Source organism: Haliscomenobacter sp. (assembly GCF_033763495.1).
GTDB lineage: Bacteria > Bacteroidota > Bacteroidia > Chitinophagales > Saprospiraceae > Haliscomenobacter.
Genome location: NZ_JANRKL010000030.1, coordinates 1 through 14,309 on the forward strand (window position 1 = coordinate 1; position 14,309 = coordinate 14,309).

The 14,309-nt window shown below is 47.2% G+C and carries 10 protein-coding genes; 7 read left to right on the forward strand and 3 right to left on the reverse strand.

The window, feature by feature from the left end:
• Positions 1-110 precede the first annotated feature (110 nt).
• On the forward strand, positions 111-836 hold the full coding sequence (locus tag SFV55_RS02750) for a lipoprotein signal peptidase (protein ID WP_320027924.1): 726 nt from the start codon (positions 111-113) through the stop codon (positions 834-836).
• A gap of 71 nt (positions 837-907) precedes the next feature.
• Here the strand turns inward: SFV55_RS02750 and SFV55_RS02755 are convergent, their stop codons facing one another.
• On the reverse strand, positions 908-1,144 hold the full coding sequence (locus SFV55_RS02755; protein ID WP_320027925.1) for a CDGSH iron-sulfur domain-containing protein: 237 nt from the start codon (positions 1,142-1,144) through the stop codon (positions 908-910).
• Positions 1,145-1,238: 94 nt separating this feature from the next.
• On the opposite strand from SFV55_RS02755, the gene SFV55_RS02760 reads away from it, so the two are divergent.
• Positions 1,239-1,910, forward strand: a complete 672-nt coding sequence (locus SFV55_RS02760; protein WP_320027926.1) for an RluA family pseudouridine synthase — start codon at positions 1,239-1,241, stop codon at positions 1,908-1,910.
• Positions 1,911-2,296: 386 nt separating this feature from the next.
• Here SFV55_RS02760 and SFV55_RS02765 read toward each other — a convergent pair whose 3' ends face one another.
• Positions 2,297-2,728, reverse strand: a complete 432-nt coding sequence (locus SFV55_RS02765; RefSeq protein ID WP_320027927.1) for a hypothetical protein — start codon at positions 2,726-2,728, stop codon at positions 2,297-2,299.
• An 83-nt stretch (positions 2,729-2,811) separates the two neighbouring features.
• Between SFV55_RS02765 and SFV55_RS02770 the strand changes: the two genes are divergently transcribed.
• The 4 genes from SFV55_RS02770 to SFV55_RS02785 all read left to right on the forward strand — a co-directional run bounded on the left by SFV55_RS02770 (position 2,812) and on the right by SFV55_RS02785 (position 8,338).
• On the forward strand, positions 2,812-3,438 hold the full coding sequence (locus SFV55_RS02770; RefSeq protein WP_320027928.1) for an ABC transporter ATP-binding protein: 627 nt from the start codon (positions 2,812-2,814) through the stop codon (positions 3,436-3,438).
• 82 nt (positions 3,439-3,520) lie between these two features.
• Positions 3,521-4,921: an ABC transporter permease gene (locus SFV55_RS02775; RefSeq protein ID WP_320027929.1), complete on the forward strand. Its 1,401-nt coding sequence runs from the start codon at positions 3,521-3,523 to the stop codon at positions 4,919-4,921.
• A 203-nt stretch (positions 4,922-5,124) separates the two neighbouring features.
• Positions 5,125-5,511, forward strand: a complete 387-nt coding sequence (locus SFV55_RS02780) for a BlaI/MecI/CopY family transcriptional regulator (protein WP_320027930.1) — start codon at positions 5,125-5,127, stop codon at positions 5,509-5,511.
• A gap of 109 nt (positions 5,512-5,620) precedes the next feature.
• Entirely contained in the window at positions 5,621-8,338 is a 2,718-nt protein-coding gene (locus SFV55_RS02785; RefSeq protein WP_320027931.1) for a M56 family metallopeptidase, read from the forward strand.
• Between the two features lie 88 nt (positions 8,339-8,426).
• Here SFV55_RS02785 and SFV55_RS02790 read toward each other — a convergent pair whose 3' ends face one another.
• Positions 8,427-9,692 (reverse strand): serine hydrolase domain-containing protein, encoded by a 1,266-nt coding sequence (locus tag SFV55_RS02790; RefSeq protein ID WP_320027932.1) that lies wholly within the window; start codon positions 9,690-9,692, stop codon positions 8,427-8,429.
• Between the two features lie 210 nt (positions 9,693-9,902).
• Here SFV55_RS02790 and SFV55_RS02795 point away from each other — a divergent pair, with 210 nt between their 5' ends.
• The gene (locus SFV55_RS02795) at positions 9,903-14,282 is read left to right on the forward strand and encodes an alkaline phosphatase PhoX (RefSeq protein WP_320027933.1); all 4,380 of its coding nucleotides are present in this window, start codon (positions 9,903-9,905) and stop codon (positions 14,280-14,282) included.
• Positions 14,283-14,309 lie beyond the last annotated feature (27 nt).

Below are 14,309 nucleotides of genomic sequence, written 5' to 3' on the forward strand. Positions count from 1 at the left end.
CTAAACTCGTGTATTCGGAACTCTAAACTCGAAGGCGCCTGATCCCAAAATCACTAGGTAGTGCTTTAATTATTTGATAATCAACTCGCCTCAATTCCAATAACTAAACAATGAAGCCATCCACTAAAGTAGGTATACTCATTTTTTTGGTTTTGCTTGCTGATCAGGCTTTGAAGATCAGCGTAAAAACCCAGATGGAATATGGCACGGAGGTCAAAATACTGGGCCTGGACTGGGCCCTCTTGCATTTTGTAGAGAACAATGGCATGGCCTTCGGTTGGGACCTGGGCGGTGAATACGGCAAATTGGCCTTGAGCCTGTTTCGCATTGCCGCTGTCCTGTTTTTGATTTTTTTCATCCGCCAACTCATCAATGAAAAAATCCGTTTTGGCGTGTTGGCCAGCTTTGGGCTGATTTTGGCTGGAGCCATCGGCAACATCATTGACAGTGCTTTTTATGGACTGATCTTTTCACAATCTTGTCATTATTGTGAAGTGGCCAGGCTTTTTCCTGCTGAGGGAGGCTATGCAGGTTTTTTACATGGCAAGGTAGTGGATATGATGTATTTCCCGATCTGGCAAGGCATTTACCCCAGTTGGGTGCCCTTTTTGGGCGGCAAGGAGTATTTCTTTTTTAAACCCGTATTTAACATCGCCGATGTGTCCATCACCGTAGGCGTACTCAATATTTTGATTTTTCAGCGCGATTTTTTTCGCTATTATCAGAAAGACGAAAACGCTACGCCTTCGGCAATTATTCCAGCTACACTTGACAACAACAATCCCGATTTGCCAGAGGTACAAGATTCAAACAAACAGTCGAACAATCCGCAATAAATCTTTAAATTAGCCACGAAGGCACAAAGCCACAAAAACTTGTTCCCTTTTGTGCCTTCGTGGCTAAATAACTATTCCTGTGATGCTACCGTTTCAAAAGGAGGCAAACTTTTGTGGGCGCCGTCGCAAAAAGGTTTGTTAGCTGAAGCGCCACAACGACAAAAAGTTGTACGTGGCCCAGGCTTATTAACGATGCTTCCATCCGCCAGTTTTACTTCCAAAGGACCCAATACCCGCAGAGGGCCGTTGGTGATCACTTCAATGATGGTTGGATTTTCCGTGATTTCTGGACTTGACTTTTCTTCCATAATGTGCTTATTTGTGACAATTTTGTATTTGTGGGCTCTAAACTAATGTTTTTTTTGCGGAACTGCTTATTTTGTACAACAGCTAAGAGAGAACATGTCTGAATACAAGCCAAATTGGTGGATTGCTGAAACTTCAGCCTGGATCGCGGTCAACAAGCCCTTTGGCCTGAGCGTTGAAAAAACCATTGGCGCCAATGATACCATCGAGGATCAGGTCCTTGCCTATCTCAGGCGCAGTAGTTCCATGCCTTTTTTGGGCATTGTACACCGCCTTGATCGGGTAACTTCGGGGATTTTATTGCTGGCCAAAAAAAAGAGTGCCCTGCGCAAACTCAACGAACAATTTTCGCAAAGACTGGTCAAAAAAACATATCTTGCGGTGGTAGAGGGTGTTCCCGAAAAAACCGAAGCCCAGCTTTCCCAGTGGTTGTATAAAGATCAAAAAGAAAAAAAAGCCATAATTTTTGACGAGGCTGGCGAGCAAAGAGATGCTTGTCAATTGTATTACCAGACAATTAAAAAAGATGGGAAAAAGGCCTTGTTGGAAATTGAACTCCTGACTGGAAAATTTCACCAGATTCGCGCCCAATTAGCTGCTATGGGCACTCCGATTATAGGTGATGATAAATACGGTGCCAGACTCACTTACGCAGACAAAGGTATTGCTTTACATGCCTTTAAACTTTCCTTTCAGGACCCCATCGATGGAGCTCCAATTTTGCTGCATGCAAATACTCCCGCTAATCCAATTTGGAAGTTATTATGAATAGAGGCTGCTTGAGACAGAATGGGGTAGAAAAAAAAGTGCCCCAACTGACAAGTATTACAGTGGGGCCCTCTGGTGTATAATGACGAACACACTAGTGGATGCGCAATAAGGAGGAAGCCAGAATATGGTTTCCGCTTCTTGTACAGGTACAAACTACCTGAAATAGAAAATCATGTGATTGTAAGGAAGAAATACACCACATCAAACGGTGATGTCTGATTCAGTTCAGTGTATGGTGTGCAGATAGCTCAAAACGATACGTAAATATATATACTTTTTAAATTCCAAGCAAGTTTTTGTCAGAAATTTGTAAAAAAAATCTTATACGTATTTCTTGGTGCAGCAATTTTCCACTTAAATTGCAACAAACAAACAACACATTGTTATTTAATCGGCACAACCATGTGTTGTTCGTAATGAAAGCCCTCATCAGTTTGTTCTTCCGCATTCCAGCCTTTCATCACCACTATCTTGTCTTTGACTTCCAGAGCATAAAAATAATCACCTGCTCCGGCATACCACCCACCGCAGGCAGCTATCGCATTGGCTGGGATTTGAAAATTAAGGTAGCCATCTTTGGTGATTTGATCACAAGCCGTAACATCGGCAATTTTGGTGCTTCGATCATTGACCACCAAAAAAATCTGATTACGGGGCACCTCGTTTTCATCTTCGCCAAGGGATTCACATCGAAAGCTAACCTTAGCCTTAGGTGGATCAGTGGTCAGACCCGTCCCATTGTCCTTGGTTTTGGATTCTGGTTGACAAGCCGTAAAAAAAAGTAGAAAAATTGAAGAGTAGACCAACAAGCGCATGGTAAAGATGTTTATTTTTGAAGAATCTATCAAAGTTAACATTACCTGAGTAATCCACTAACCAAATCGCTTATTTTTATTCCATGTTAACAACCAAACAATTACAGTTCAGTTACACCCGAAATCAGGTGATGAACTTTCCCGATTTTAGCCTGCAAAAAGGTGAACATTGGCTTTTGCTGGGACAATCAGGTAGTGGAAAAACCACTTTACTCCATTTACTCGGCGGTTTACTTTCGCCCAGTAGTGGCTCCATCCAGATTGAGAATACCGAATTGGGGCAATTACGGGCTTCGGCTCTGGACCAATTCAGGGGCAAAAACATTGGCATCGTTTTTCAAAAGTCTCATTTTGTGCGAGCCCTCAGCATTGGTGAAAACCTAGCACTGGCCCAACAACTTGCTGGGCTCAAACCCAACCGAGAGCGGATTATAGAACTGCTCGAACGACTCAACATTGGAGACAAGTTTCGCCTCAAACCCGATCGACTGAGCATTGGTGAACAACAGCGCGCTGCCATTGCCCGGGCCCTCGTCAATCAGGCACCCATCATCCTGGCGGACGAACCCACCTCGGCCCTGGACGATCACAACGCTACCGAAGTTATCAACCTGCTCGAAGAACAAGCCAGTGCACTGGGCTCTACCTTGCTCGTTGTTACCCACGATAAACGGCTCAAAGACCGCTTCCCGAACCAGATCGCCCTCTAGCATCCCAACCCATGGCTAAAGCCGTGGGAGGGACCACCGCCCTAACCCATGGCTAAAGCCGTGGGAGGCTAAATATACTCAAATGACCTTACTCAACCTAAGCTGGAAAAACCTCAGCAATAAACCACTCACCATGCTACTCAGCCTTGTCCTTTTTGCGCTGGGGGTAGGGTTGATTTCTTTTCTTTTACTCATCAATCACCAAATAAGCGAAAAATTTGAAAAAAACCTCGCGGGCATCGACCTGGTGATTGGCGCCAAAGGCAGCCCTTTGCAGTTGATTTTGTCGAGCATGTACCACATTGACGCACCAACGGGAAACATTCCCATCAAAGGGGTGATGCCCTACCTGAATCCCAAAAATCCCTTCATCAAGGCTGCGATTCCCCTTTCCCTGGGAGACAGTTATCGGGGATATCGGATTGTAGGCACTACTGCCAATTTTCTGGAACTGTACCAGGCCAAAGTACGTACAGGCCGTTCTTTCAAAGGCTTGATGGAAGTTCTGGCCGGTGCCACCGCTGCACAGGAGCTGGGGCTAAAAGTGGGCAGTACCTTTCAAAGTTCACATGGTTTGATTGAAGATGAGAACCTGGTTCACGAAGGGCATGCATTTAAAGTGGTCGGCATCATGCAACCAACAGGAGCCTCTGTAGATCAACTTTTGCTTACCCCCGCCCAAAGCATCTGGGAAGTACACGAACATGCCGGGATGGGCGCTGCACCTGCCGTCGAAGAACCCGAAGAAGCCGAGCACGAGCACGACGATGAGGAACACGCTGCCGAAGACAGTATCGCAGAAAACCACGCCGAAAACACGGAGCAAGTCAATGGGATTGCGCTCACCAATCAGGAAGAGGACCACCAAAATGACGATGAGGCACCCCACGATCATGAGGATGAACACCAGCTTAAATCCATTTTGGAATACCCAGACAAGGACATCACCGCTTTGCTGCTCCAATTCAATGGACACAACATCACTACGCTTAATCTGCAACGCATGATCAACCAAAATACCAGCATGCAGGCAGCTACTCCAGCCATCGAAATCACCCGCTTGTACAGCTTGATGGGAGTAGGGCAGGATGCACTGCGCTGGTTGGCCTTCATCATCATGGGGGTATCAGGTTTGAGCATTTTTATCTCCCTGTTTTCTTCTCTGCGAGACCGACGTTATGAACTGGCCCTGATGCGTACAATGGGGGCCTCTCCCGGTAAGTTGTTTGCAATGATCATTATGGAGGGGCTGTTGTTGGCTATTTTTGGATACCTGATTGGGCTGGCGATCAGTCACGGCGGTATGGAATTGCTGGCGGGAGAAATGAAAGCAGCATATCGCTATACGTTTACCGGACGTACTTTCCTCCTCGAAGAAGCTTATCTACTCCTGGGCGCACTGGCAGTAGGGTTTGTTGCTGCGGTGATTCCGGCGATTCAGGCGCGGAATACGGATATTTCGGAGACTTTGGCGGAGGGCTAGGTTTTAACCAAAGCGACATTATTTTAGCCACAAAGGCGCTAAGACACGAAAAAAGCAGGGTTTTGCTTGGTGTCTTAGCGCCTTTGTGGCTTTAAAAGAAAAAAAATCAAAAAAAAACATCTAGGAATTTTGTCGTACGAAATTTTTCCTAGACATTGTGCTAGGAAAAATTTCCTAGGTATTGTATCCTGAAAAATACGACCATGCAAAACAACGAACAGGTCACTCCCACCAAATCCGAGCTGGAGATTCTCCACGTGCTTTGGCAACATGGCCCTGCTACCGTACGAACCGTCAACGAACACCTTAACGAACAGCGTGAGGTCAATTACTCTTCTACCCTGAAATTGATGCAAATCATGGAAGGGAAAGGACTACTGCAGCGTGACACCAAGGACCGCAGCCACGTATACCGCCCGGCGGAAAATCCCGAAAAAGTACAAACCCAGGTGGTCAATGGTCTGCGCGACCTGGCCTTCGGAGGCTCTACCTCCCGGCTGGTGCTGCGTGCACTCGGCGATGGTTCTGCTACACCTGAAGAATTGGAAGAAATCAAACGACTGATAGAAAAAATGCAAAATAAGGGTTGAGAAGTTGAGGCTGCCGCAAGAATGGGTTTGTGTGTGAGGTGTGCGTGTGAAAATGTGCAAAATCGCTGCGGTAGCCTCAACCTCTCAACTAAGCTCAAACTCTCCAACTATGTTCGCCTTTTCCCTTTTTGACCGCCAGCTCGAATACGCGCTGGGCTGGATGGTGCTCCATTCCCTGTGGCAAGGGATGTTGATTGCGCTCATTACCGGAGTGGTATTGATTGCGCTACGCCACCACAGCGCCAAAGTCCGTTACCTGGCCGCAAATTTTGGGCTTTTTGCGGTGGTTCTAGCAGCGGGCTTTACCTTCTATTTATACATTCAGAACAGCTCGGCAAATAGTGCTGACCTGCTTGCGGTACCACTCGAAGTGCCAGTGCCCCATCACGAGGTCAATCCGGTGCTGTTGGAGCAACTCGAAGGTTTGGAAAACCTGGATGCCGAGATAGCCGATGAATTATTGGCGGAGGCGCTCGCCCCCGCTGAACTAGCCCCACCTGCTTTGGCAACTGAAGGGCTGGGTTCTACCATTACCTGGCGAAGTATCCAGGTCTATTTTAACAAAAATTTACCCCTAATTGTAGGCCTATGGATTCTGGGGGTTGCCATTTTCCTGCTGCGCATGCTCAGCAGCATCAGTTATGTGTATTACCTCAAAGGGCGGATGAATTTCCCTGCCGATGAATATTGGCTGGATCTGTTGGATGATTTGATCAGAAAAATTGGATTGGACAAGACCGTAACCCTGGTTGAGTCCGCCCTGGTCCGCACCCCTCAGGTAGTAGGATACCTCAAGCCGGTCATACTTTTCCCGCTGGGGATGATCAACCGGCTCCCGGTGGCAGAAGTGGAAGCCATCCTGGCCCACGAATTGTCGCATATCCTGCGGCACGACCACTTGTTGAATGTGCTACAGAGTGTGGTCGAAACCCTGTTTTACTTCCACCCTGGAGTATGGTGGATTTCGGCCCAGATCCGCACTGAAAGAGAAAGCGCCAGCGACGAAATGGCCATCCAACTCACTGGTGATGCCCTTACTTACGCTCAGGCCCTCGTCACGGTACAGGAAATGGGGTACATGCCCATGTCGCCTGCCTTGGCTTTCGCCGGACAACCTAAAAGTCAATTTATGCTGCGTTTGCAGCGCATTTTACACATTAAATCACCAACGACTAACACAATGGAAAAAATGCTCACCGTAGTCCTCATTGCCGGAACGCTCGCTGGCATGGGGTGGATCAAAAATTTTGCCCACAATACCTACACCCACATCAAAACAGGTTTGGTTGAAACCTGGGATGAACCCTCTTTCATCAACGAAACCGACAACAATGCCTTTATGGCTCGAAATGGTTTTTGGAATGCCGAGATAAAAGGAGAACGAGTGTACCTCAATCTGCAATCCAAAACGGAACATTCCAATTGGAATACTTCCCGCTATTTTGATAAAAAGGAATTTTCTGCATTGCCAACCACCGAGTCGGAATTCAACCTCAAAAGAGAGGCTGGTGTAATCAACTTTAAAGGCAAGTTTGAAGGCAATGAAGGTTATGGCAAGTTTGAATTTGTACAAAGCGCCGAATTCAAACAATACCTCGATCAGCAAAAAGTGACGGGAGTTGACGAAGACGACATGTTACACCTCTTCATGGCCAATGTCAACAAAGATTACATTGCCTACCTGGGGCAAAATGGCTACAACGCCCTTTCGGGTTCCAAATTGGTGGAAATGGCCATTCATGGTCTGGATAAAGAAACCCTGGCGGGCTATTTCGATGCCTTTAAAAAGGCAGGTTATGGTCAGGTGAGCCTAAGCAAATTGGTAGAGCTAAAAATCCATGGCGCTGGCCCCAAATACATGCAGGGCTTGACCGATCTTGGCTTTAAAAACCTGGATTTGGACGAGGTTCTGGAAGCCAAAATTCACGGTGTTTCCGCAGATTACATCAAGGATTTGAAAGAGGCTGGTTACGCTACCCTGCCCATGGATAAAATTGTTGAGTTCAAAATTCATGGCGTCACTGCCGACTATGCAAAGCGGATGGCTCAGGCCAATGGTGGCAAAGTCATGTCTGCCGACGAGTTGGTCAACTCCAAAATCCATGGCCTGAATCCTGAGCGGATCGAAAAGATCCAAAAAAGCGCCAACGGCCAAATGAGTATGGACGACATGCGCAACTACAGCATTCATGGTGTGGATGACGCGTACATCCAGTCTTTGAAAGATGCTGGTTTTGGCAATTTGGATCCGCAGGAATTGGTGCAAGCCAAAATTCATGGCCTGAATGGTGCTTACATGGCCGCCTTGAAGAGCGCAGGGTACACTGACCTTTCTTTCGAGCAGGCCATTGAAGCCAAAATTCATGGCTTGAGTGCAGAACTGGTCAAGGCTTATAAAACAGCGTACAAGGATTTGTCTTTCAGTAAGGCGGTTGAATTCAAAATCCACGGGGTAAGTGCAGATTACCTGCGTCAATTCACCGAGGCTGGGTTTAAGGACATTTCAGCTAGCAAATTGGTGGAGTTGAAAATCCATGGAGTGAATCCTAAAGCTGCGCAAGAGTACAGCACACTGGGTTTCAAAGACATTTCCGCTGGTGATTTGATCAATCTGAAAATTCATGGGGTAAGCCCCGATTTTGTCAAATCCTTGCAGGGCATGGGCTTTAAATCTTTTGACCTGGATGAAGCAGTGAACCTGAAAATTCATGGGGTTACCCCCGAATACATCCAAAAAATGCGCGACAAAGGCTTTAAAGACCTGGATTTGGATGATTATGTAAAAATGAAAATCCATGGCATCGCCAATGGAAAGGATGAGAAGTAGTTGAAAAATTAAGGTTTAGAAATAGAAAAGAACGGTCACTGAGCGAAGTCGAAGTGCCGTTCTTTTCTATTTCTAAACCCTAATTTTTTTAATTCCCACCTTGCAAGTTATCAAGGTACAACTCCTGAATGATGCCCCGGATTGAATCATCACTGGCACCAACTTTTGAGTTCACCAGCAAGACCAGCTCCATTCCTTCAGGCATGAAGAAGATTACACTCTTTTCACTTCTACCACCATTCGACCAGCTGCCATTTTTACTATAAAGGTTGCCCGCAGGGGTAGGTTTGACCACGTCGATACCCAATTTGGCGTCCAGTGCTTGTTGTGTGCGACCAGCAGGAAGGATCGTATTTCTGCGGCGTACATGATCCATCACTTTCAACAAATCATCGACCGAAAGTCTCCATGCTGCACCACCAGCCATACTGGCCAGGTCGCCTGAATTCCAGCCATTTTCACCATTGTGTGGGAATTTGTAAGCCAGGGCGTTTTTGAAACCAGCCAATGGTACAAAACTTGCATTAGGCACACCCGCAGGGTTGAAGATATGGGTTTGGCAATAGTTTTTGTATGCACTGATTCCCACTGCATCCCAAACCTGATCAGTTATAGGGCCCACATTGAAGTTTTGCGGGATATTGCCATTGATTACAGCCAACAACAGGCGGCACAAGCCAAAGTTCATGTTTTCGTAGTCATATGAACCATTGGTAGGAGCACCTGCCGCAACCATCTGCTTCATGAAGTTGTAATTGGAAGCAGAAGAGTTGGAAGCAAAACCAGAGGTGTGCGTCAACAACTGACGGAAAGTCACCAGGTTCACTTTGGGGCCTTTTGCCCAGTGGGCTGGCAGGTAGTTGATAATCTTGGCATCCAGGGGAATCCCTTTGGAATCCAGCAATTTAACCATTGCAATTGCAGTGATGTACTTGCTCACGCTTGCTACGTGCATACGGGTGTCAAGTTTCCAGCCCTGACCACCGTCAGCAGGCGTCTTGGCCCAGTTCCAAAGCAGGGTGTAAACAGGGGCTCCGTTTTTGCGCAACTGCATGGCATAACCAGTCACATTGTCTTTGAGTCTGGCGTGGAGGTCTTGCCCAAAGTTGCCGACATTGAGTTTGGGCAAACCTTGAATCTGCAATCTGGGGCGACCGACGAAGGGGCTTAAACGTTCTGGTTCCTCACCATCAGAAATTACACCACGCAACTCGACTGGGTCAATTACGTGTGCGTTTACTTGTTGGATGGTCATGCCAGCTGGCAATTGTTGGGCTTGCGCCTGGAAAGCAATCAGCAGAGCAGCAGAGGCGAAAAATGATTTTACAGCTGTGAAAAAAATGGACTGTTTCATGGTGTTAAAAGATTCTAGGTGTAAAGAATTAAATTGTTGTTACACCTGAATGTGTGCAGTACACCGCAAAGTGTTCCTGCTTTTTCAAAAAAATTGTCCTTATTCACATCCACTTCTTTTACCATTATATAATACAGCCGAAACATTGGGTTAATATGCTTGTGGTACTTTCGACGTTCGACAACTTAACGTCGAAAAAACCAACCATTTATGAAAAAACAGTTACTTCTTATCTTGGGAGTACTTTTTCTCAGTTTATCCAGCTGGCAAATAAGTGCTCAAAAGGTTTTGCGTACCAGCATTGCGGCCGCTACCGATGACATGGAGGAATACGCAACCGGCAATGTAGGTGCCTTTGATGAAGGTAGTTCCGATTTGGAAATGACTACCGAAGGTGGTGGCACTCAAATCATCGGCTTGCGTTTTTCCAGCGTAAGTTTGCCCAAAAACGCCATCATCACCAAAGCGTATATCCAATTTCGCGCTGATGAGAGCCACTCCGGGGCAACCAATTTGACCCTCAAAATTCAAGACAACGACAACCCTGGCACCTTCACTGCCAACGACAAAATCTCTACCCGTACACTGGTTAAAGATTCTGTTTTGTGGAACAATATTCCAGCTTGGACTACAGGAGATGCTGGCGAAGCACAAAAAACACCAGACTTAAGCGCGCTACTGAAAAAAGTAATTAGCCGCAGTGGTTGGGCATCCGGGAACTCCCTGGTATTTGTGGTCAGTGGAGTGGGCAAACGGGTGGCCGACTCTTTTGATGATACCGAAGCGGCACGCAAAGCTGCAGAACTGGTCATTGAGTATACTGTTCCAATTTCAGCAAAAAATGCCATTGCCGACGCTACCGACGACATGGAAGAATATGTTACAGGTAATGTAGGCACCTTTGACGTAGGTAGTTCTGACCTGGAAATGACCACTGAAGGTGGTGGCACACAGATCATTGGCCTTCGTTTCAGCGGCGTAAAAGTTCCTCAAGGTGCTTTGATTACCCGTGCTTACGTACAATTTCGCGCTGATGAAAGCCATTCTGGGGCGACTACCCTGGTATTGAAGGCTCAAAATGCAGACAATCCTGGCACGTTTACCACCGCTGATAAAATTTCAACCCGCCCTTTGACCCAGGATTCTGTTCGTTGGGCTGATATTCCAGCTTGGACTACTGGCGATGCTGGTGATGCACAACGCACCCCCGACTTGACCAAGTTGGTTCAAACCATAGTCAATCGTGGTGGCTGGGCCAGTGGTAATGCCATGGTTTTTGTAGTGAGTGGAACCGGCAAACGGGTGGCCGACTCTTTTGATGATACCGAAGCGGCCAAAAAACCAGCCGAATTGGTGATCGAATACCTCCGTCCTATTACGCTCAAGGTGGCCATCTCTGATGGTACCGACGACATGGAAGAATACGTTACTGGCGGCAGCATTGGTACCTTTGACGTAGGCAGCTCTGACCTGGAAATGACGACCGAAGGTGGCGGCACCCAAATCATTGGCCTCCGCTTCAACGGCATCAAAGTGCCACAAGGCACCAATATTGCCAGCGCAAGCATCCAGTTCCGCGCCGATGAAAGCCATTCTGGAGCCACTAGTCTGGTGCTGCGTGCTCAGGCTGCAGATAACCCTGGTACTTTCACCACCAACGATAAAATTTCAACCCGTACCCTGACCGCGGATTCGGTAAGTTGGGCCGAGATCCCTGCCTGGACTACAGGTGATGCGGGTGCTGCCCAAAGAACACCTGAACTCAAAGGCTTGGTTCAATCCGTAGTAAACCGCTCAGCTTGGGCTTCTGGCAATAGTATGGTTTTTGTAATAAAGGGGACTGGCAAACGGGTAGCTGATTCGTTTGACGATACCGAGGCGGCGCGTAAACCGGCTGAATTGACCCTCGTTTATTACTCCGGTGAAGAGACTGGGACAGAAGTTCGTCCAAAATACCCAATTGGTTCCTTCCCACTTACTCGTGGTGGCCAATGGAAATACAATGACCAAGGGGAAAAACTGGATGGCAAACCTTGGGCTGCTGAAAAATACCCAGCAGATACCCTCTGGAACTTTGGTGGTGCCAAATTGGGCTACGGCCAGGCTGGTCTGACCACTACTACCAGTTTCGGGACAGATGCCAATAAGAAGTTTACCACTACTTATTTCCGCAATACCTTCAAAACCAGCAACACCGCTGCTTACGATTCATTGGTATTCTATGCCCTGGTCAACGATGGCGCAGTGGTTTACATCAACGGTACCGAAGTACAGCGCATCAACATGCGCGCTGGAGCAGTTGGTTTTGATACACTTGCTGCCAGTGCCGCTACACCAAACCAACTGACCCAATACCGCCGCTTTGTGGTAGCCAATACCCTGATGAACAACGATACCAACACCATCGCGGTGGAATTGCACCTTGCGACAGCCAATGCTGCTGCTTTGGTTTTTGATTTGGAAGTAACTGGCAAAGCGCCACAGCCTGCAATCATAGCGTTCCCGATCCCCAAACAATCCAGCTGGAGTGCCTTTGATTTGGGTCGCGAACCTAGCGGAGATTGGAAAAGCCTCAACTACGAAGATCGTGGTTGGTTGCATGGCCCGGGTGTACTAGGGTATGGTGATCCAGTTTCAACCTTGTTGAGTTTTGGTGATGATACCAACAATAAATACATTACCACCTACTTCCGCAAGAAGTTTACAGTAGCCGATCTTGCTGCTATTGGCGATTCATTGTTGTTGGGCTTGCGCCGCGATGATGGCGCAGTGGTATACATCAACGGAACCGAAGTTGCGAGAAGTAACATGCCAAGTGGTGCCATTACTTACAGCACTTTTTCTGGAGGAAATACGGGTACCGAAACGGCGTACAATCCTTTTGTGATTTCCAAAAATGTATTGGTACAAGGCACCAACGTCATTGCGGTGGAAGTTCACCAATCTGATTTAGGAAGCTCAGACATGACTTTTGACCTGGAGTTGAAAGCCAAACCTTCCATTCCAGCTCCAGCTTCAGGCTGTGAAGGCAGCAACGACGCCCACATCAGTTGTTTTACCTCGGTATTGCCAAATACCAAAAACCAGCTGTTCAACATTCCTTCATCGCACAAATTCCAAGTGCTGGTACAGGCCAGAGAACCTTATACCTTAGGAGGCAATGTTAGTGCGAATTTTGACTTTACTGGTTATGTTCCCGAAAATGGCAGCAGCACCAAAGGCCACTTGTCCATCAATTACGAAGCTGCCCCTGGCGGTGTAGGTATGTACGATGTCAGCTACAATGCTACCTCTAAATTGTGGAAAGTTGATACTTCCCGTGCAATTGATTTCTCTGGTGTGGCTGGGACAGTAGGCAACTGCTCCGGTACAGTTACCCCCTGGGGTACCATCATCACTTGTGAGGAAACGCGCTTAGGTACCGATGCCAACGGTGATGGTTACATCGACTTCGGTTGGTGTATAGAGATAGATCCTAAAACCAACAAAGTAGTGGAATATGGAACCGGCAAACCACAAAAATTGTGGGCTTTGGGTCGGGCTAGCCACGAAAACGTAGTGATCAAAAAAGACAGTGTTACTTTGTACTGGGGTGAAGATGCCGGTAATGGCGCTGTTTACAAATTCATTGCGGACAAAAAAGCGGATCTTTCCAGTGGCAAATTGTATGTATTGAAGGTAACTGGTGGTTTACCCAATGGTGAAGCTGGTTCTTCCAACGGGGTTTGGATTCAGGTGCCGAACACAACACAGGCCGACCGCAACAATACTTATCAGTTGGCGCTGAATTTGGGCGCAACCACTTTTGCCGGGGTAGAAGACATTGAAATCAACCCCATCGACGGCATGCTTTATTTCGCAGTGAAAAGTGCACCTTCTGAGCGCGTTTACCGCTTCAAGGATGATGGTGCAACCGTTTCTGGATTTGAAACTTACGTTGGTGGTGGCGATTCCTACTACATCAACAATGGTCAGTCTGCTATCTTCGAACCTTGGGGTGCAGGAAACGACAACCTGACCTTCGACGACCGCGGTAACCTTTATGTACTTCAGGATGGTAGCCAGGATCACATCTGGTTGGTGCGCAATGGACACTCTCGCAGCAATCCAAAAATTGAATTGTTTGCTACTACACCCATCGGTTGTGAGCCAACCGGGATGACCTTCTCACCCGATTTCAAGTTTATGTTCCTGTCTTTGCAGGAGCCAAGCAGCACCAACACGGCTACTTTGAAGGATGCTTCCGGCCGAACCATTACCTTCAATCGTTCTACTGCACTGGTCATTGCACGTTCCGAAAACCTGGGCTCAACCGTTCCAGTTCGTGAAGTACAACCTATTTTGGGCGGACTGGAAGTTTATCCCAACCCAACTCAAGGCAACTTCACCATGAAGTTCAACTTGAAAGAGGCTGGTGCCGTCAATCTGGAAGTATTTGACCTGGCGGGCAAACGCATCAAAGTACAGAAGATCGAAGCCAACAGTGGGTTGAACTACCTCTCCACTGACTTGCAAGAAAAAGGAATGCACATCCTGAAATTGTCTTCAGTGGAAGGCATACGGGTGGCTAAAATAATGGTGAACAAATAATTGTTCTTTTTGCTCGAATGAGAATGC

Excerpts from the sequence above, each read along its gene's own strand:
- SFV55_RS02750 (WP_320027924.1), top strand. The coding sequence starts at position 111 with ATGAAGCCATCCACTAAAGTAGGTATACTCATTTTTTTGGTTTTGCTT.
- SFV55_RS02755 (WP_320027925.1), bottom strand. The coding sequence starts at position 1,144 with ATGGAAGAAAAGTCAAGTCCAGAAATCACGGAAAATCCAACCATCATT.
- SFV55_RS02760 (WP_320027926.1), top strand. The coding sequence starts at position 1,239 with ATGTCTGAATACAAGCCAAATTGGTGGATTGCTGAAACTTCAGCCTGG.
- SFV55_RS02765 (WP_320027927.1), bottom strand. The coding sequence starts at position 2,728 with ATGCGCTTGTTGGTCTACTCTTCAATTTTTCTACTTTTTTTTACGGCT.
- SFV55_RS02770 (WP_320027928.1), top strand. The coding sequence starts at position 2,812 with ATGTTAACAACCAAACAATTACAGTTCAGTTACACCCGAAATCAGGTG.
- SFV55_RS02775 (WP_320027929.1), top strand. The coding sequence starts at position 3,521 with ATGACCTTACTCAACCTAAGCTGGAAAAACCTCAGCAATAAACCACTC.
- SFV55_RS02780 (WP_320027930.1), top strand. The coding sequence starts at position 5,125 with ATGCAAAACAACGAACAGGTCACTCCCACCAAATCCGAGCTGGAGATT.
- SFV55_RS02785 (WP_320027931.1), top strand. The coding sequence starts at position 5,621 with ATGTTCGCCTTTTCCCTTTTTGACCGCCAGCTCGAATACGCGCTGGGC.
- SFV55_RS02790 (WP_320027932.1), bottom strand. The coding sequence starts at position 9,692 with ATGAAACAGTCCATTTTTTTCACAGCTGTAAAATCATTTTTCGCCTCT.
- SFV55_RS02795 (WP_320027933.1), top strand. The coding sequence starts at position 9,903 with ATGAAAAAACAGTTACTTCTTATCTTGGGAGTACTTTTTCTCAGTTTA.